The organism is Streptomyces sp. NPDC055078 (genome assembly GCF_053607985.1).
Map to the genome: position 1 here is coordinate 1 of NZ_JBSGUP010000098.1, position 17,572 is coordinate 17,572.

The 17,572-nt window shown below is 71.1% G+C and carries 15 protein-coding genes and 1 pseudogene; 10 read left to right on the forward strand and 6 right to left on the reverse strand.

Annotated features, from left to right (window positions below; translation table 11 throughout):
- Window positions 1-17: 17 nt before the first annotated feature.
- The gene (locus tag ACWF94_RS11585) at window positions 18-1,958 is read right to left on the reverse strand and encodes an alkyl/aryl-sulfatase (protein ID WP_453487148.1); all 1,941 of its coding nucleotides are present in this window, start codon (window positions 1,956-1,958) and stop codon (window positions 18-20) included.
- Window positions 1,959-2,514: 556 nt separating this feature from the next.
- Between ACWF94_RS11585 and ACWF94_RS11590 the strand changes: the two genes are divergently transcribed.
- Genes ACWF94_RS11590 through ACWF94_RS11600 form a run of 3 tightly spaced genes read left to right on the forward strand, consistent with a single transcriptional unit; the run spans window position 2,515 to window position 5,971 of the window.
- On the forward strand, window positions 2,515-4,377 hold the full coding sequence (locus tag ACWF94_RS11590) for an alkyl/aryl-sulfatase (RefSeq protein WP_453487149.1): 1,863 nt from the start codon (window positions 2,515-2,517) through the stop codon (window positions 4,375-4,377).
- 11 nt (window positions 4,378-4,388) lie between these two features.
- A complete protein-coding gene (locus ACWF94_RS11595; protein ID WP_453487150.1) occupies window positions 4,389-4,934 on the forward strand; it encodes a DUF1254 domain-containing protein in 546 nt (181 codons plus the stop codon).
- Window positions 4,931-5,971 (forward strand): NAD(P)-dependent alcohol dehydrogenase, encoded by a 1,041-nt coding sequence (locus tag ACWF94_RS11600; RefSeq protein WP_453487151.1) that lies wholly within the window; start codon window positions 4,931-4,933, stop codon window positions 5,969-5,971. The genes ACWF94_RS11595 and ACWF94_RS11600 overlap by 4 nt, the downstream gene beginning before the upstream one ends.
- Window positions 5,972-6,331: 360 nt before the next feature.
- On the opposite strand, the gene ACWF94_RS11605 is transcribed toward ACWF94_RS11600, so the two are convergent.
- Genes ACWF94_RS11605 through ACWF94_RS11615 form a run of 3 tightly spaced genes read right to left on the reverse strand, consistent with a single transcriptional unit; the run spans window position 6,332 to window position 9,230 of the window.
- The gene (locus ACWF94_RS11605) at window positions 6,332-7,108 is read right to left on the reverse strand and encodes an SDR family NAD(P)-dependent oxidoreductase (protein WP_453487152.1); all 777 of its coding nucleotides are present in this window, start codon (window positions 7,106-7,108) and stop codon (window positions 6,332-6,334) included.
- A gap of 34 nt (window positions 7,109-7,142) precedes the next feature.
- Window positions 7,143-9,065, reverse strand: coding sequence for a flavin-containing monooxygenase (locus tag ACWF94_RS11610; RefSeq protein ID WP_453487153.1), 1,923 nt, complete (start codon window positions 9,063-9,065; stop codon window positions 7,143-7,145).
- A gap of 42 nt (window positions 9,066-9,107) precedes the next feature.
- Window positions 9,108-9,230 (reverse strand): hypothetical protein, encoded by a 123-nt coding sequence (locus ACWF94_RS11615; RefSeq protein WP_453487154.1) that lies wholly within the window; start codon window positions 9,228-9,230, stop codon window positions 9,108-9,110.
- Between the two features lie 700 nt (window positions 9,231-9,930).
- On the opposite strand from ACWF94_RS11615, the gene ACWF94_RS11620 reads away from it, so the two are divergent.
- The 5 genes and pseudogenes from ACWF94_RS11620 (at window position 9,931) to ACWF94_RS11640 (ending at window position 15,035) form a co-directional block, all read left to right on the forward strand.
- Window positions 9,931-11,121, forward strand: a complete 1,191-nt coding sequence (locus tag ACWF94_RS11620; RefSeq protein WP_453487155.1) for an AraC family transcriptional regulator — start codon at window positions 9,931-9,933, stop codon at window positions 11,119-11,121.
- 340 nt (window positions 11,122-11,461) lie between these two features.
- On the forward strand, window positions 11,462-12,928 hold the full coding sequence (locus ACWF94_RS11625) for an aldehyde dehydrogenase (protein ID WP_453487156.1): 1,467 nt from the start codon (window positions 11,462-11,464) through the stop codon (window positions 12,926-12,928).
- Between the two features lie 512 nt (window positions 12,929-13,440).
- Window positions 13,441-13,995, forward strand: a complete 555-nt coding sequence (locus ACWF94_RS11630; protein WP_453487157.1) for a hypothetical protein — start codon at window positions 13,441-13,443, stop codon at window positions 13,993-13,995.
- Between the two features lie 478 nt (window positions 13,996-14,473).
- Window positions 14,474-14,602 (forward strand): annotated as a pseudogene (locus tag ACWF94_RS11635) (helix-turn-helix domain-containing protein); the annotation flags it as partial.
- Between the two features lie 184 nt (window positions 14,603-14,786).
- Window positions 14,787-15,035: a cupin domain-containing protein gene (locus ACWF94_RS11640; RefSeq protein ID WP_453487158.1), complete on the forward strand. Its 249-nt coding sequence runs from the start codon at window positions 14,787-14,789 to the stop codon at window positions 15,033-15,035.
- Between the two features lie 198 nt (window positions 15,036-15,233).
- On the opposite strand, the gene ACWF94_RS11645 is transcribed toward ACWF94_RS11640, so the two are convergent.
- Both ACWF94_RS11645 and ACWF94_RS11650 read right to left on the reverse strand, forming a co-directional pair.
- Window positions 15,234-15,935 (reverse strand): TetR family transcriptional regulator, encoded by a 702-nt coding sequence (locus ACWF94_RS11645; RefSeq protein WP_453487159.1) that lies wholly within the window; start codon window positions 15,933-15,935, stop codon window positions 15,234-15,236.
- Between the two features lie 60 nt (window positions 15,936-15,995).
- The gene (locus ACWF94_RS11650; protein ID WP_453487160.1) at window positions 15,996-16,292 is read right to left on the reverse strand and encodes an enoyl-CoA hydratase-related protein; all 297 of its coding nucleotides are present in this window, start codon (window positions 16,290-16,292) and stop codon (window positions 15,996-15,998) included.
- Window positions 16,293-16,406: 114 nt separating this feature from the next.
- Between ACWF94_RS11650 and ACWF94_RS11655 the strand changes: the two genes are divergently transcribed.
- Both ACWF94_RS11655 and ACWF94_RS11660 read left to right on the forward strand, forming a co-directional pair.
- Window positions 16,407-16,586, forward strand: a complete 180-nt coding sequence (locus ACWF94_RS11655; RefSeq protein WP_453487161.1) for a biotin/lipoyl-containing protein — start codon at window positions 16,407-16,409, stop codon at window positions 16,584-16,586.
- The gene (locus tag ACWF94_RS11660) at window positions 16,583-17,530 is read left to right on the forward strand and encodes a hydroxymethylglutaryl-CoA lyase (protein ID WP_453487162.1); all 948 of its coding nucleotides are present in this window, start codon (window positions 16,583-16,585) and stop codon (window positions 17,528-17,530) included. The genes ACWF94_RS11655 and ACWF94_RS11660 overlap by 4 nt, the downstream gene beginning before the upstream one ends.
- Window positions 17,531-17,572: the final 42 nt, after the last annotated feature.

The following is a 17,572-nucleotide window of genomic DNA, read 5'->3' on the forward strand; positions in this document are numbered from 1 at the left end:
GCTCCCGGCGGCCGTGGTCACGGGGTGACGACGGGGAACCAGAACGGGAACTCGTCCAGCAGATCGAAGAGCCCGGTCAGCGCCGATACGTCGCCCTGGATCCGGACCGCTCCCGCGTCGATCTCGGACCGCAGGTCCGACGCACCGCACAGCACCTTGTGGAAGCTCTCGTGCTCCCAGGTCACCGACGCGTCGGGCGTGTCGATGACCCTGCCCGGGGTGTAGACCAGGGCGCCGTTGCGCAGCCGTATCGCGTAGGACGCGGTCGTGCCGCCGGCCTGCGGGAAGGACCAGTTGAAGCTGCTCGTCCTGTCCCAGGCCCGGGGGCCGTTGAGCCGGATGCCCGCATAGTCGAGCAGCATGTCCGGAGTCATGGCACGCAGCATCTCCAGCGTGGCCAGCTGCACCTTGCCCAGGTCGCGCACGCCGTTCCGCAGTTCAAAGGCGCCCATCAGGTACTCGTTGCGCCATGGTCCGCTCTCGGCCTGGTAGCCCAGCTGCTCCAGGGTGTCCGCCTGGAGATGGCGTGCCTCGGTGTTGCCGGGGTCGGCGAAGACCAGGTGGGTGAGCACTTCGGCGACCCAGCGGTACTCGCCCGCGTCGAACGCCTCCTTGGCCCTGGCCAGCAGTGCCTCGGCGCCGCCCATGAACTCCACGTACTTGGGCGCGGCCTGCTCCGGCGGCAGCGGGTGCAGATGGGCGGGATGGCTGTCGTACCAGCCGAGGTAGCGCTGATAGACGCCCTTCGCGTTGTGGTTGGTCGTGCCGTAGAAGCCACGGCAGTGCCACTCGGCCTCCAGGGCCGGCGGCAGTCGCAGCTTCTCGGCGACCTCGTTCATGGTGTAGCCGTGGTTGGCCAGCCGCAGCGCCTCGTCGTGCAGGTACTTGTAGAGGTCTCGCTGGTGTTCGAGGAAGGCCACCACATCGGCGTTTCCCCAGCGGGGCCAGTGGTGCTGAGCGATGATCACATCGGTTGCGGCGCCGAAGAGCTCGACGGTCTCGTCGAGCTTCTTCCACCAGGTCGCGGCGTCACGGATCTGGGCGCCGCGCAGGGTGTAGATGTTGTGCATGACGTGGGTGGCGTCCTCGGCCGAGCACAGCATCCGCAGGCCGGGGAAGTGCACCAGGAACTCCGCGGGCGCCTCGGTGCCGTTGGCCATCTGGAAGACCATCTCGATACCGTCGACGGTGCGCTTCTCGCCGGTGGTCACGATGATGTCCGTGGGCGGGATCAGCGTTGCCGAGCCCGCGTGCGGCGGTGAGTTGGTCAGGCCGGCGCTCACCTGGCCGAATCGTCCGCGCGGCAGCACCGGGCCGTACTGGTACACGGCGCGGCGGGCCATGGCGTTGCCCGCGTTGAGGTTCTCGGAGACGGCTTCCTCCAGGAACCCTTCGGGCGCGATCACGGTGATTCGCCCGGCCTTCACATCCTCCTCGTCCACGATGCCCCGGACGCCGCCGAAGTGGTCGACGTGACTGTGGGTGTAGATCACGCCCCTGACCGGCCGCTCGGGGCGGTGCTCGAAGTACAGGCCCATCGCGGCCTGGGCGGTCTCCGCGAAGGTCAGCGGGTCGATCAGGAGCAGGCCGGTCTCGCCCTCGATGATCGTCATATTCGCCTGGTCGAGACCGCGGACCTGGTAGACGCCGTCCATCACCTGGAAGAGGCCGTGGAAGTTGCTCGCCCGCGCGTGCCGCCACAGCCCGGGGTGGACGCTCCCCGGCGCCTCCTCCGCGTCCAGGAACGCGTACGCGGTCAGGTCGAGCACGGTCGCACCGTCGGCGCGCTTGATGACCGGCGGCGTCAACGTGCCGATGAAGCCGCGCGCGGCGTCGTCGAAGTCCCGGGTGTCCGAGAACGGCAACGCGGCCGCCGCCGTGCGCTGGGCGGCCAGGGTCGCCGCGGTCGCCGGTTTGGGCCCCGGCGTCGGGTCGGCGGTCTGGGGGGCGTGGCTCATGAGGACGTCACCTCGATGTGTTGGGAAATGTCGCGGGTCTACGGCACGCCGACGCTCTCAGGTGGTTCGAGGGACGGCGGGCGGGTGCGCCTGCGCGGCAGGGCGGAGTGCGACGGACCACGCACCGCGGCTGTACCGGCCGGGCCTGCCGTCAGCTGCCGGTGCGGGTGCCCGCCGATCCATCGCCGGTGTGCACCAGTGGACCGCAACGGCACCGTGATGGCTTCAATAAACACCATGGCCCGGCGGCCCCGCAAGAGCGCCACCCGTCATCCGACACCTCTCTCTGGCCCAGAACACACCTTTACTAATCGAAGGGCTCGATGTCAGGATGGGCGGCGGACGTTATGTTTTTACTGCCCAGTTGAGCTGAGCTGGCGACGCCGCATGGAATCCGGATGCACCAGTCAAGGAACGGTGATTCACATCATGACTGGTTTACGCGCCGGAACCGCAGGGGCGCTCCACGGCGGCCGGGCACCCCACAACCCACGCACCCCGACAACGGGCCCGGCGTCGGACACGGCCGGGCCGCAGCGGAAAGGCCGGAGCACTGATGGCAGACGCACCCGCACGCGACTGGGACGACCGGACCGGGCACGCCGATGCCGTGCGGGGCCTCCTCGACAAGCTGGAACCATGCGTCGTCCGCGACGCGTCCGGCCGTGTCGTCTGGGACAACAAGCGCTGGGACTTCCTGGAGAAGGAATGCCCGGACACGGTCCACCCGGGCCTGTGGCGGCGGAACCGTCTCAACACCATCCACGGCCTGTTCGAGGTCGTACCCGGGGTCTACCAAGTGCGCGGGCTCGACATCTCGAACATGACCCTGGTGGAGGGCGAGCGCGGCGTGATCGTCGTCGACCCGCTGGTCAGCGCGGAGTGCGCCGCCGCGGCACTTCAGCTCTACCGCCGCAACCGCGGAGACCGCCCGGTCACCGCCGTCCTCTACACACACAGCCACGCCGACCACTTCGGCGGCGTCCTGGGCGTGATCACCGCCGAGAGCGCGGCGAAGGGGCAGGTCCCCGTGATCGCCCCCGACGAGTTCATGGAGCACGCGGCCGGCGAGAATGTCTTCGCGGGCCCGGCGATGAGCCAGCGCGGGGTGTACATGTACGGCCGCTCCCTGCCGGCCGGACCGACGGGCACGGTCGGCTTCGGCCTCGCGCAGGCGAACTCCGAGGGCAGCCTGGGGCTCGTCCCGCCCACGGTCACGGTCACGGCCACCGGTCAGGAGATGACCTTCGACGGGGTCCGCATGGTCTTCCAGCTCACCCTGGGCGCCGAGGCCCCCTCGGACATGAACGTCCATCTCCCGGACCACCGGGCCCTGCTGGCCGCCGACAACATCGTGCACACCCTGCACAACCTGCTCACACCGCGCGGCGCCCTGGTGCGCGACGGCCGTGCCTGGGCCGACTACCTCACCGAGGCGATCCAGCTGTTCGGCGACGACATCGAGGTGGTGATCGGCTCCCACAACTGGCCCACCTGGGGCCGTGCCGAGTCCGTCCGCCTGCTGTCCGAGCAGCGCGACGCATACGCCTACATCCACGACCAGACCGTGCGGCTGATGAACCGCGGCCTGACCGGACCCGAGATCGCCGAGGAACTGTCCGAGCTGCCGGGCGCCCTCGGCCGGGCCACACACCTGCGCGGCTACTACGGCTCGCTCAACAACAACGTCAAGGCCGTCTACCAGCGCTACATGGGCTGGTTCGACGGCAACCCGGCCCATCTGTGGCAGCACCCACCCGTCGAGGCGGGCAAGCGGTACGTGGAGTTCATGGGCGGCCCGGACGCCGTGGTCGCCAAGGCCCGCGAGTACGTCGACGCCGGCGACCTGCGCTGGGTGGCCGAGGTCCTCAACCACGTCGTCTTCGCTCACCCCGACCACGCCGGGGCCCGCGAACTCCAGGCCCGCACCTTCGAGCAGCTCGCCTACGGCTCCGAGAACGGCACCTGGCGGAACTTCTACCTCACCGGCGCCCAGGAACTGCGGGACGACCCGCGAGCCGAGGCACCCGCCGTGTCGAACCCCGGCCGGAGCCACAGCACCGCTCTCATCGCCGGGCTGACGACCAGGCAGATCTTCCAGTCCCTGGCGATACGGCTCGACGGCCCGCGCGCCGCCGCCCACCGGCTGCTGCTGCGCTGGGAGTTCACCGACACCACCGAGGTCTGGAGCCTGCTGCTGGCCAACGGCGCCCTCACCCCGATCCCCGGCGACGCCCCCGGCGGCGAGCGGCCTCAGCTGACGCTGCGCCTGACCCGAGGCACGCTCGACCGTGCCGCGGCGCGGCAGATCGGCTTCGACGATCCGTCCATCGACCAGATCGGCGACCCCGGCATCCTCCGGACGCTCCTGGGCCTGCTGGAAGCCCCCCAGCGGCACTTCCCGGTCGCGACCCCCTGAAGGACACCACCGTGACCGAACCCGCGCTCGCCCAGACAGTCCGTACGGCCGCCGAGGCATGGCTCTACGCCCACCCCATGCTGGAGAACTACCGGACGCTGCGCGCCGAGATCGCCCGCGGCGGCGGCTTCGGCCGATTCCGCCATCACCGGGAGCCCTTCACCCCGGCCGACACCGACTGGGTCACCCCCAACAACGACACCCCCTACTCCTGGGCCTGGCTGGATCTGCGGACCGAGCCCTGGGTGCTGTCGGTCCCGGCCACCGACCGGTACTACCTGCTGCCGTTCCACGATCTCGACACCACCTACATCGGCTACATCGGCACCCGGACCACCGGCCCGGAGGCCGGGGACCATCTGATCGCCGGACCCGGCTGGGAGCACGGCCGGCCCGTCGAGGCGGATCGCGTCGCCAACTGGCTGCCGGCGCCGGACGGCCCCTTCGCCGCCGTGCTTCGCCTCTACGGACCGGACCGCTCGGTGCTCGACGGCACCTGGCGCCTTCCGGACCTCGTCTCCCATGACCGGCCCGTACACACCAAGGAGAAGCAGTGAAGGCAGTGCAGTACCGCGGGGGCGGACACGCCCCGGAAGTCACCGAGGTGCCCGTCCCGGAGCCCGGCCCGGGGCAGGTGCTGCTGCGGGTGACCGCCGCCGGGATCTGCCACTCCGACCTCGCCCTGATGTCGTACCCCGACGAGCGGATCCCGTTCCCGCTGCCGCTCACTCTGGGCCACGAGGCCGTCGGCACCGTGGCGGAACTGGGCGACGGGGTCGGGGGCATCACCGTCGGCGAGGCGGTCGCGGTGTACGGGGCATGGGGCTGCGGCCGGTGCCCGGCCTGCGCCCGGGGCCGGGAGAACTACTGCGGCGAGGCCGCCCGGCTCGGCATCCGGCCGCCCGGCCTCGGCGCCCCCGGCGCCCTGGCCGAGTATCTGCTGGTCGACGACCCGCGCCACCTCGTCCGGCTGGACGGACTCGACCCGGTCGCGGCGGTACCGCTGACCGACGCCGGACTCACCCCCTACCACGCGATCAAGCGCTCCCTGCCCAAGCTGGTGCCGGGCAGCGTCGCCGTGGTCGTCGGTGTGGGCGGGCTCGGGCACCTCGCCGTACAACTGCTGCGGGCCGTGAGCCCGGCACGGGTGATCGCCCTGGACGTCTCCGCCGAGAAGCTGACCCTCGCCCGGCAGGTGGGTGCGCATGAGGCCGTGCCGTCCGACGAGCGGGCCACGGAGCGCATCCACGAACTCACCGGCGGCCGGGGCGCCGATGTGGTGCTGGACTTCGCCGGAGTGCCCGCCACCGTCGCGGCAGCCGCGACCTACGTGGCCCGCGACGGCGATGTGACCATCGTGGGGCTGGGCGGCGGCGCGATGCCGGTCGGCTTCGGCACGGTGCCCTACGGCGTCTCGGTGGCAGCGCCCTTCTGGGGGACGAGGTCCGATCTGATCGAGGTGCTGGCGCTCGCCCGGGCAGGCGCGGTCCAGGCGCATGTGGAGACCTTCGGCATCGATGAGGCGCCCGAGGCGTACGAGCGGCTGCACGACGGCCGCATCGGCGGGCGTGCCGTCGTCCTTCCCAACGGCTGACCCACGCCGCCGGAAGGGACCGGGGACCGGCCCACAGGGGGTACGAAGCGGTCCCGGGCAGCCGCGATCGTCCAGCGGGGAGGCAGGTGCGACCGGCTGGTGGGGCAGTACTGCCCCGGGCCCGCCCGGACCTCCTGCTCGGCCGCCGCGGTGTCACCTCCGCCGGCCTCGCCGGGGCGGCTCGGGTGGACCGGGACAGGAGCGGTGTGGGAGCGGTGTGGGCGGGGGCAGGAGCGGCGTGGGCGCAGTGTCGGCGGGGGCAGGAGCGGCGTGGGCGCAGTGTCGGCGGGGGCAGGAGCGGCGTGGGCGCAGTGTGGGCGGGGGCAGGAGCGGCGGGCGGGCCCGCTCCCGCCCCTCCGGTCACTGGGCGGCGTAGCCACCGTCGGTCAGGTGGTAGCTGCCGTGGATGAACGACGCCCGGTCGGAGAGCAGGAACGCGGTCAGTTCCGCGACCTCCTCGGCGGTGCCGAGCCGTCCGGCCGGGTGACGGTCGACCAACGCGGCCTTCCTGGCCGGGTCGGCGGCGGCGAGCAGCGGGGTGTCGATGAAGCCGGGTCCCACCGCGTTGATGCGGACGCCGCGCGCCGCGTACTCCAGGGCCGCGGTCTTCGTCAGGCCGATGACGCCGTGCTTGGCGGCGGTGTAGGCGGCGCCACCGGGGAAGCCGTGCGCGGCCAGCACCGAGGCCATGTTGACCACCGCACCGCCACCGGCGGCCAGGATCGCCGGAAGCTCGGCGCGCAGGGAGAAGAAGACGCCGTCCAGGTTGACGGACTGCACTCGGCGCCACTCCGCGAGCGGGTACGCGTCGAGCGGGGCGACGGCCCCGGCGATACCCGCGTTGTTGACCGCCAGGTGCAGCCCGCCGAAGGCGTCCACCACGGTCTGCACGGCGGCCTGCACCGACTCGGCGTCGGCGACGTCGGTGGCGACGGCGAGGGCGCGGGCCCCGCCGGCCTCCAATTCGGCGGCGGCCTTGCGGGCGCCTTCCTCGTCGAAGTCGGCGATGGCGACCGCGCCGCCGCCGGCCGCGAGGCGGCGGGCCACGGCCAGGCCGATGCCGGAGGCGCCGCCGGTGACGAGTGCTACACGGCCTTCGAACTCCTGTGTGTAGCCGTCGTTGATCTGTCGGGTCATGATCGGTTCCTTGCCTTTCCTGTGTGTCCGGCGCTCAGTCGAAGATGAAGTCGCCGGGGTTCGGGCTCCGGGTCAGCTGCCAGTACTCCAGCAGCGAGAAGGGCCAGTTCTGCGAGACGCGGCCGAGGTCGTTGCGGTACCAGCTGTTGACCGTCGAGGCACCCCAGACCATCCGGGAGTTGCCCTCGTCGACCCGCTGGTTGTACGCGTCGTGGACATCCTTGGCGATCTCCAGGGCGTGGTGCCCGCCCTCCAGCAGCAGCCGCAGGCAGCCGAGGATGTAGTGCACGGCGCACTCCGAGAAGAAGATGATGCTGCCGTTGACGACGATGTTGGTGTTGGGCCCGTAGACGCAGAAGAAGTTGGGGAAGCCGGGCACGGTGATGCCCAGGTGGGCCCGGGCGTCGCCGCCCCACTGCTCGTGCAGTTCGAGGCCGTCCCGGCCGCGCACCGACATCGGGGCGAGGAAGTTGGAGGCGTCGAAGCCGGACGCGTAGACGATGACGTCGAACTCCCGCTCGCCGGCGCTTGTCTCGATGCCCCGCTCGGTGAAGCGCTGGATCGGGTCGGTGACCAGGTCGACGTTGTCCCGCCGCAGGGTCCGCACCCACGTGCCGTCGTCGCGCAGCATCCGTTTGGCGCCGGGGGCGTAGCCGGGCACCAGCTTGGCGAGCAACTCCGGGTCGTCTCCGGCCTGCGCGGCCAGATGCTGGGTGCGCACCTTGCGCAGCATGTCGTTGAGTTCGGAGACCGAGCGGTCCTTCGGGTTCCAGTCGGGATCGACCGTGATGTAGGCGAGGGCGCCCTCGACGTACAGACAGAACAGCCACTGCCGGTACCAGGCGCTGTAGCCGGGCACATGCTGGAGCAACCAGCCCAGACCGTCGGGGATGTCCTGGAGATACTCGGCGGACGGGGCGAGCCAGGGCGCGGTGCGCTGGAAAACTGCCAGCTCGGCGACCTGGCCGGCGATGGCGGGGACGATCTGCAGGGCGCTGGCGCCGGTCCCGACGACGGCGACCCGCTTGCCCGCCAGGTCGACCGAGTGGTCCCAGCGGGCGGAGTGGAAGGCGTGGCCGGTGTAGTCGGACATGCCCTTGATCCGAGGGTACTTGGGGCGGTTGAGCTGACCCACAGCGCTGATCACCGCTCGGACCCGCAGGTCGCTCTCCTCGCCGGCGGCGGTCCGCAGCACGAGTGTCCAGTCGCCGGATGCCTCGGACCAGGTGGCGGAGACCACCTCGGTGCCGAAGCGAATGGATTCCCGGACGCCGGTGCGGTCGGCGAAGCCGCGGAAGTAGTCCAGCAGCACCGGCTGCGATGAGTAGTACTGCTTCCAGTCGTCCTTGCCGGCGAAGGAGTAGCTGTACAGATGGTTGGGGACATCGACCCGGCAGCCCGGATAGCTGTTCTCCAGCCAGGTACCGCCCACGTCCTCGTTCTTCTCCAGGACGACGCAGTCGACGCCCGCCTGCCGCAGCCGGTGTGCGGCGAGCAGCCCGGACATGCCCGCGCCGATCACGGCCACGACCGGGCCTGCGGCGGTGTCCGCCGCGATCTCGGCCGTCGTCCAGTCCGGGGCGCCGGGATCGCCGCCGAGCACCAACTGCTCGGAGAGGAACGGAATGTACTCGTCCATGCCGTCGCCGAACAGGAAGGTCAGCGTCCCGGCCAGCCGCTCCGGGGTGTGTTCCTGTGCCGTCCCCCCGCCGTCGTCGCGATACCGGATCAGTGCCCGCAGAATGTGTTCGCGGGCGGTGCGCTGCCGTTCCTCGGAGAGCCCGCCTTGCACCTGCCACACGTCGTGGACCGGGCGGAGGTCCTCCCGCAGCAGCGAGTAGTCGCCGGTGAGATGGGCGACGGCCGCCAGCAGCGAGGGGATGTCCGCCTCCTCCAGGACGGCGCGCAGCGTCTCGTCGTCGGCGGCCGACAGGGTGGGCGGCAGTTGGTGAGGCATGGCGATTCCCTTGTGTGACGGAGATGTCGGCGGGCCGGCCTGTCAGCGGCCCAGGCGCCTGGCCGGCTCGGCGCCGCTGTGGTCGACGGCGGGCCGGAACACATCCAGGACGCCGGGCGGCCGGCCGAAGCCGTGGATCAGGCGCGGGCTGGGGAGGACGCTCACCTCACCCCCGCCTCGGCGAGGTGACGGCCGCTTGCCGCGCCCTCGTCCGGCGGAAGGGCGTCCTCGGCTGGGCCGGGACACCCGGTGGCCGGGGACAGTCGGCGGCCCGCAGCGGCCACCACAGCACCGGTCGCACCGGTCGCCTCGGCCGTCCGCCGTGACGGACGGCCGACCGGCTCCGGTCCACCGGTCGGCACGCCCCCCGCGCGGCAGCGGACCGGCGGTGGACCGGCAGTGGAGTCGGCCCGCCCGACGGCTCGGGGAGGAAGCCACGGGCGGGCAGCCGGTTGGCCGCACCGCGAACGAAGGCCGATGACCTCGCCGACGGATCAGGCTCCCCCCGGAAGGCCACCAGGCGGCCGATCGGCTGTCGGACCGTTGTGCTCGGTGCCTCCGGGGCTGACGTATGCCGCTGGGCGGCGAGCCGGGGCAGCGGGAACTCGGTCTGCGGCTGGAGTGTCATGGGCCTCCTCGGAGGGGGCGGTGCGGAGCTGGCAGGCTGTGACCCGGCTGTACTTGAACGTAATCACCGTTCACCTTTCGGCACCAAGGACCGATGCGGACAGTTGATACGCACTTATGGACACCACACGTCGACATAAGTAAATTCAGGTTCCAGGATTTGGGTGGTGCTGCGGCACCTGACACTCGATCCGGCCCCGGCGGGGCAGCAGGGGGATGAGACCCAGGGAGGACTCGGATGCCGGACGGCCTGAACCCCGGACGCCCCACCGCGAAGGGCGGCGCCCCTGCTCCGGAGACTGTCGCGCTCGGCACCGTCGACTGGGATTTTCCGCGCCCCACCGCAGGAGTGCTGCTGCTCACCGAGTTCGCGGCCGAGCACGGGATCGAACGGGCCCGCTGCCTCGACGGCAGCGGAGTCGCCCCCGAGGCCCTGGGCGACGCACGGGCCCTGGTCCAGGCGCACCAGGAGATCACGGTGGCCCGGAACCTGGTCACCGCCCTCGGCGACCGGCCCGGACTCGGCCTGGAGGTGGGCTCCCGGTTCCGTCTGACCACCCATGGCATCTGGGGCTATGCCGTGATGAACAGCCCCACGATGCGCGAGGCGGTGCGGCTCGGGGTGGCCTTCGCCTCCCTCACGTACCTCCTGACCGCCTTGACGGTCGAGGTGGACTCGAAGCGCTTTGCGGTCCGCGTGGATGGCAGTGCCCTCCCGGCGAACGTGCGCCGCTTCCTGGTGGAGCGGGACTGCGCGGCGGTCGTGGCGATCCGCCGGGAACTGCTCGGCCGGGCCGGCGCCCCGCTGCGGCGGGTGCGGATGGGTCTGCCCACCGGGTCCGGTCCGAACGACACGGAACCGTACGACACGGAGCCGTACGACACAGAACCGTACGAGAAGTTCTTCTGCGCCCCCGTGTCGTTCGGATCGGGGCCGGCGCTGCTGGAGGCCGACCGCTCGTTCCTGGACCGGCTGCTGCCGCATGCCCACCCGCACACCGCGCAGTTGTGCACCGAGATCTGCCGCCGCCAGGTCGAGCAGCGCACGCGCCGTGGCGGCGCGGCACAGGCGGTGCGGGCCCGGCTGCTCGCGCGCGGCGGCGCGGACGACGGCATCGACCGGAGCGCGCGCGACCTCGGCGTGACGTCGCGGACACTGCGCCGCTGGCTGGCCAAGGAGGGTGTGGGCTACCGGCAACTCGTCGACGAGGTCCGCTTCGCCGTGGCCCAGCAACTCCTGGGCCTGGAAGGCGTCTCCACCGGCGAAGTCGCACGCCGTCTGGGCTACGCGGAGGCGGGCAGCTTCATCCGCGCCTTCCGCCGCTGGGGCGGGACCACTCCGCAGGACTGGGCCACCGCTGCGTCAGGCCGAGCCCCGCTGGAGCTTCCCGTCGCCTCCGCGGCCGCCGAGGTTCCGTTCGGCCGGTAGCCGCAGTACCCCCGCCTGCCCCGGCAGGCCGGATGCGCCCCCTCCCGCGTGCACCGGAACCGAGGAGGGCTTGACAGCTGGCGCACGGGAAGAAAAAGTAAATGCTCAATCCGACCCCGCTCGGCGGACTGCGCCACATGCACTCCGAAAGCAGAGCAACAGCGGCTCACCGACGACTGGCCAGGCGGCGGTTCCGCCCGGTCCGACTCACGACCCACAGCCCACGGCCCCTCACCACCCCGACCCCGCCCGCGGTCGGGCCCGGTCGGAGAAGGGGGGTCGGTCATGGCGTGCGCGCCCCGCGGCAGCGCCTCGCCACCGAATCCCAAGGAGTTCCGTCATGATTGATGTGCGTGAGCACGACCGGCTGTTCATCGGTGGCGAGTGGCTGGCGCCTGCCGGCCGTGAGGTGATCGAGGTGGTCTCGCCGCTGACCGGTGAGGTCATCGGGCGGGTGCCCCACGCGTCTCGCGCCGATGTGGACCGCGCGGTGACCGCGGCGCGCACCGCCTTCGACTCGGGGCCATGGCCGTGGACCTCGCTGGAGGAGCGGATCGCCGTGGTCGAGCGCCTGGTGGCGGGCCTGTCGGCCCGGCAGGCGGAGCTGGCCGAGCTGATCTCCGCCCAGAACGGCAGCCCCATCTCCTGGTCGAGCGCCGGCCAGGCGCAGTCCGCGGTGGCCACGCTGAGCCTGGCGGTCGCCGCGGCCCGCGAGTACCCCTTCGAGACACGCGAGCGGGGAGCCCTCGGCCCGTATGTGCTGCGCCATGAGCCGGTCGGTGTGGTGGCCGCGGTGGTGCCGTGGAACGTGCCGCTCTTCGCGGCCGTCTCCAAGCTCGGGCCGGCACTGCTCGCGGGCTGCACCGTGGTGCTCAAGCCTTCCCCGGAGACGCCACTGGACGCCTATGTCCTGGCGGAGGTCGCCGCCGGGGCCGGTCTGCCCGAGGGTGTGCTGAGCGTGCTGCCGGCCGACCGTGAGGTCAGTGAGTACCTGGTGGGACACCCCGGCGTGGACAAGGTGAGCTTCACCGGGTCGGTGGCCGCCGGTATGCGGATCATGGAGACGGCCTCGGCCAACCTCTCAAGGATCACCCTGGAGTTGGGCGGCAAGTCCGCGGCGGTCGTGCTTCAGGACGCCGACCTGGAGACCGTGGTGCAGAACGTCCTGGCGCGCAGCTTCGCGAACAACGGCCAGGTCTGTGTTTCGCTCAGCCGGGTGCTCATCCACCGCGACCGGTACGACGAGTTCGCCGAGGCCCTGACCTCGGCGGTCTCCGCGCTCAAGGTCGGCCCGCAGGACGATCCCGGGACACAGGTCGGCCCGCTGGTGAACCGCCGTCAGCAGCAGCGCAATCTGGACTACATCCGGATCGGTCTGGAGGAAGGCGCCAAGCTGCTGACCGGCGGCGGTGTCCCGACCGGTCTGGAGAAGGGCTGCTTCGTCGAGCCGACGCTCCTCGGCGAGGTCGACAACCGCATGCGGGTGGCCCAGGAGGAGATCTTCGGTCCGGTCGTGTGCCTGATCCCGTTCGTGGACGAGGAGGAAGCGGTCCGTATCGCCAACGACTCCGAGTACGGTCTGGCGGGCAGCGTCTTCACCGCGGACGTCGAGCACGGCCTGGAGGTCGCCCGGCGGATCCGCTCAGGCACGCTCGGTGTCAACTGCGCCCGGCTGGACCCGTCCGCCCCGTTCGGCGGCTACAAGCGGTCCGGACTCGGCCGTGAGCTGGGCGCCGCGGGTCTGGCCGCGTATCTGGAGGTCAAGACCGTCCACCTGCCGGCCGGGGCAGGCGCGGCCCGTTCCTGATCCGCGCCGTCGGCGCCCCGGGACGCCGGACGCAGGTCCGGGCGCGGGACCCTCCGTACCGGAGCCGGTTCCCGGACACCTGGGCGCTGATGGCCGTGGTGCGGCGCGGACCGAGCGGCGGTCGCCCCGGCGGTCGGCACCCCAGGATGTCACCGGCCTCGGCTGCGAGGGTACCTCTCCAGCCGCGCCCCCGCGTCCGGTAGGCGCGCTGACAGTCCGGCAGAGTGACGAACTGCCGATCGGTCGGCTTGGGCCGGTTCAGGTGACCGAGGGTCAGTTGTGCCCAAGTGATCAGAATCCCTGGCCGGTCCACACCGCCCCTTCGGTCGTCCCGTACTCGTTGGTGCGACGAGCACGGATCGGCAGACGGTGAGTACCGCAACTCCTCGCCGTGCACGGTGAGGCAGTCCGTGCGGCGGTCGCCGGAGGGGTGGCATGAAGGGAGTGTTCGGGGGTAGAAGGACTTCCCCGCCATACCCGGACGCGCGCCCCGGGCCGGTAGCCTCTGCCGAATGCCCCATGACGCCGACACCTGGCACCAGCTCGCCGCGCTGTTGCCGCAGACCGAGGCCCAGGAGTTCAGAGACTGCTGGCAGGTCGGCGAGCAGGAGGCCGGACTGGGTCTGCTCGTTTCCGGCATCCTGGACAACGACGTGGTGATCAGCGAAACGGTCCGCGCCCAGATCTCGGTGCTCGCAGAGACGTGGGGCGAGAGGGAAGCACTGACATCTCGAATCCTCCGATGCCGCAGCGACGGCCGGTCGGCCGCTGCTGTGACCCTGGTCGAGCAGGACGGTGTCCTCGTCAGTGGAGACACGGTCACCGCCGAGCATGATCTTGCGGGCCTCGTCCTGATGCCGTGGATCATCTGCACTCGATGCGACCACGTCCTCATGCGCGTCCACGCCCGCGAGACCTGGGGCGAACTCTCCTACCTCGCCAGGCACTACGCAATCATGACGCCGGAGCATGCCGTCGTTGCTCGACTGTTCCCTGCCGGTTCTGCCGACACGGCCTTCGACAGCCTCCTCCAGTCGTGCCCATCAGCCATCGTTGCCGACCGCTGATGGTTGGTGACGACAAGGGTGCAGAATGGCGGCTGATGATAAGAATGACGCCCAAAAGGTGACAGTTGCCATGCTCAAGGCGGCGATGCGCTCCAGCTAGCGCGCTCAACTCAGTGACAGCGATCGCACCCAGTCACAGCCACAGCCCGGATCCCGGTGCCCGCTGCGGCGCATCGCCGCCTCGACGCCACCGGGCGCGATGGCGGGCGCTTCGACGGCTTCCGCGATCGGGTGCTGCGCCCGGGCCGGTCGGACTGGATGGAGAGGTCGGGCAACGTGGCAGAGGTCCACTTCCAGCCGATCTCCGCGACAAGATCGAGGATTGCCTTGGCGGCCGGCGTCATCGCCGAGTGGGCTGACCAGAACTCCCCCTCGGCCGCCCCCAGGCGTCTCCGCCCGTCCCCTGGCCAAGCGCCCCCGTACAACGGATGATGGTCACCACCCCCTGCTGCACGACGCAAAGCGGGACGGACCTCCGATGCTCAGCGCGATCGGGGCGCGGATACGGGCCCGCAGGGCGGAGCGCGGGCTCTCGGTCGAGCGCCTCAGCGCGCTGTCCGGTGTCTCGGCAGGGATGCTCAGCCTGGTCGAGTGCGGCAAGGCCAATCCGTCCTTCACCACGCTGCTGCACATCGTGCACGGTCTCGACGTCTCGATCGGCTGGTTCTTCGGCAGGGACGAGTCCCGGTCCGGCTCGCCCGTCGTCCGCAAGGCGGACCGGCGCGGTGTCGAGGGCTTCTCCCAGCGGATCGACGGTCCGGTGCGCGAGGCCCTCACACCCAGCCCGAGCGATGTCATCGAAGCGGTCTGGCTGGAGGAACCCGCCCGGCTTCGACGGCAGCGCAACGCCGTACCGGCACGACGGGGTGGAGTTCGGCTTCGTCCTCTCCGGGACCTGGGACGTCTATCTCGACGGCGAACGCCACCGCCTGGAGGCGGGCGACACCATCACCTACGACTGCGGTGTCCCGCACTGGCACGTCAACCCGGGCGACGAGCCCGCCACGGCGATCCGGGTGGTCACACCACCGCGCCGTTAGGGCGCTACCGGCGGCCAGGCGGGCAGACCCAGCCCCGCCGGCGATTGAGGCGCGGGGTTCGGGGCACAGCCCCGACAAGAACCCCGGCCACCCCCGCGCACCCCGTCCGCCCCCCGCCGGAAGGGCTCGGGGCGCACCCGGGTTCGCCGGCCGGGACTGCTGCGGCACGGGGGCCCGATATGTGGTGGCGGAGCTGCGTCAGTCCGTGGCGGGGAGTTCCGGGGGGAGGCGGTTGGGGGTGCGGGTCACCGTGGCGATGGCCGTGGCGATGGCGTCGTCGACGCCGGTCAGGGGCTCGCTGCGCGCACCGCAGAGGCCCAGCAGCACATCGCTCGCGAAGAACGTGGCGATCTCCTCGATCGACTTCGCGCCTTCGGGCCGGTACCAGGTCCAGGCGTAGTTGCACATGCCGAAGATGTGCAGCGCCGAGAGCCCGGGATCGCTGGAGTGGAACACACCCGCCGCCACACCGCGCTCGATGATCGCGACGACCATGTCGCGGTACTCGATCCGCCGGCCGCGCAGCTCTTCGCCGAGACCGCCGCCGCCCTCGGCGTAGCGCACGAACTCCCGGAGGAAGGTGATCGTCACCGCGCGGTCGTCCCGGTGCGCGGCCAGCAGCGAGTAGATGATCGCGGCCAGCTGGGGGACGGGGTCGTCGATTTCACGGTGAATGAACTCGGCCTCGGCGAAGCGGCGCTCGTAGTAGGCGGAGTGCACCTCGTGGAGCATCCGCTCCTTGTTGCCGAAGTGGTGGACGATGGTGCCCTTGCTCAGGCCCAGGACCGTGGCGATCTCGCTCAGGCTGGTGTCGCTGTAGCCCTTCCTGGCGACGTGCTCCGCGAAGACGCGGAGGATGTCGTCACGGGAGCTCGCCCGGGGTGTTCTCACGCTGGCCATAGGGGGGAACTTTACACTGACCGTTCGTCCGGTAGGCGGGCTGCGCGTCTTCCAGGCCCGTCACCGCCCGGTGAACCGGGGCTGCCGCTTCGCCAGGAACGCGTCGACGGCCTCCGCATGGTCCTCGCTCATTAACGTCAGCAGCTCATAGCCGGTTGACGCGTCGAAGGCCACCCCGAGCGATTGCTTGACCAGCTTGCTGACGGCCGTCTTCGTGAAGCGGACCGCCATCGGCGCACCTTCGGCGAGACGCCGTGCGAACGCGAGCGCCCGCGTTTCGAGTGCGGCGTCGGGCACGACATGGTTGATCAGGCCGATCCGCTCGGCCGCGGCGGCAGTGAGCGCGTCACCGGTCATCAGGAATCCTTGGCACGGGCGGGCCCCACCGCCATCGGCCAGGCCACCACTCCGCCGTCCCCCGCGACGATGCCCGCCTTCACATGCGGGTCGGCGATCTTCGCCGATTCGGCCATGAAGATGGAGCACGCACTCTCCGCGCCGTTCGACGGGGTGGTCGGCGAACTGCCGGTGCGCGTGGGCGACACCGTGGCCATCGACGCGCTGCTCGCCACCGTCGAGGCACCGGCCGAAGCACCGGTCGAGACCCCGGCCGAGGCACCGGCCGAAGCACCGGCCGAGGTGACCGCATGACGGCACGCTACGGCACCCGGCCCGCCGCCGGACTGCCGGAGTCGGTACGCATCTACGAGGTCGGCGCGCGCGACGGGCTCCAGAACGAGCAGCGGCCCGTGCCGACGGCGGTGAAGAGCGAGTTCATCACCAGACTGGCCGCGGCGGGACTGACGACCATCGAGGCCACCAGCTTCGTCCACCCCCGGTGGGTGCCCCAGCTCGCCGACGCCGGAGAGGTCATCGACTCGCTGGCCGGTCTGAAGGGGCCACGGCTGCCGGTACTCGTGCCGAACGAGGCCGGACTGCGGCGCGCACTGGACCACGGTGTCACCGATATCGCGGTGTTCGTCTCCGCCACGGAGACGTTCTCCCGCCGCAATCTCAACCGCACGGTCGCCGAGTCGCTGGAGATGACCGGGAAAGTGATCGCCGAGGCCCGGCAGGCCGGGGGCGAGCGGATCTCGGTGCGCGGATATGTCTCGATGTGCTTCGGCGATCCCTGGGAGGGCGAGACCGATCCCGGCGCCGTCGTGCGGGTGGGATCGAGTCTGCTGGAGATGGGCTGCTACGAGCTGAGCCTCGGCGACACGATCGGGGTGGGCACACCGGGGCAGGTACGGCATCTGATCGACGCGTTCGGCGCCGCCGGGTATCCGGCCTCCCGGCTGGCCGTCCACTTCCATGACACCTATGGGCAGGCCCTCGCCAACACGCTGGCCGCCCTGCAAGGCGGGGTGTCCACCGTCGACTCCTCCGCCGGAGGGCTCGGGGGGTGTCCGTACGCCAAGAGCGCCACGGGCAATCTCGCGACCGAGGATCTGGTGTGGCAGCTGAACGGGCTCGGCATCGACACCGGAGTGGACCTCGGTGCACTCATCCGTACGAGTCTGTGGATGGCCGACCATCTGGGCCGCCCGAGCCCCTCCCGGGTCGTCCGGGCACTCGCCGCCGACCTGGTGTGACCACCCTGCCCACAACACCGCGTCCCGCCGTCGTCCTGAGGA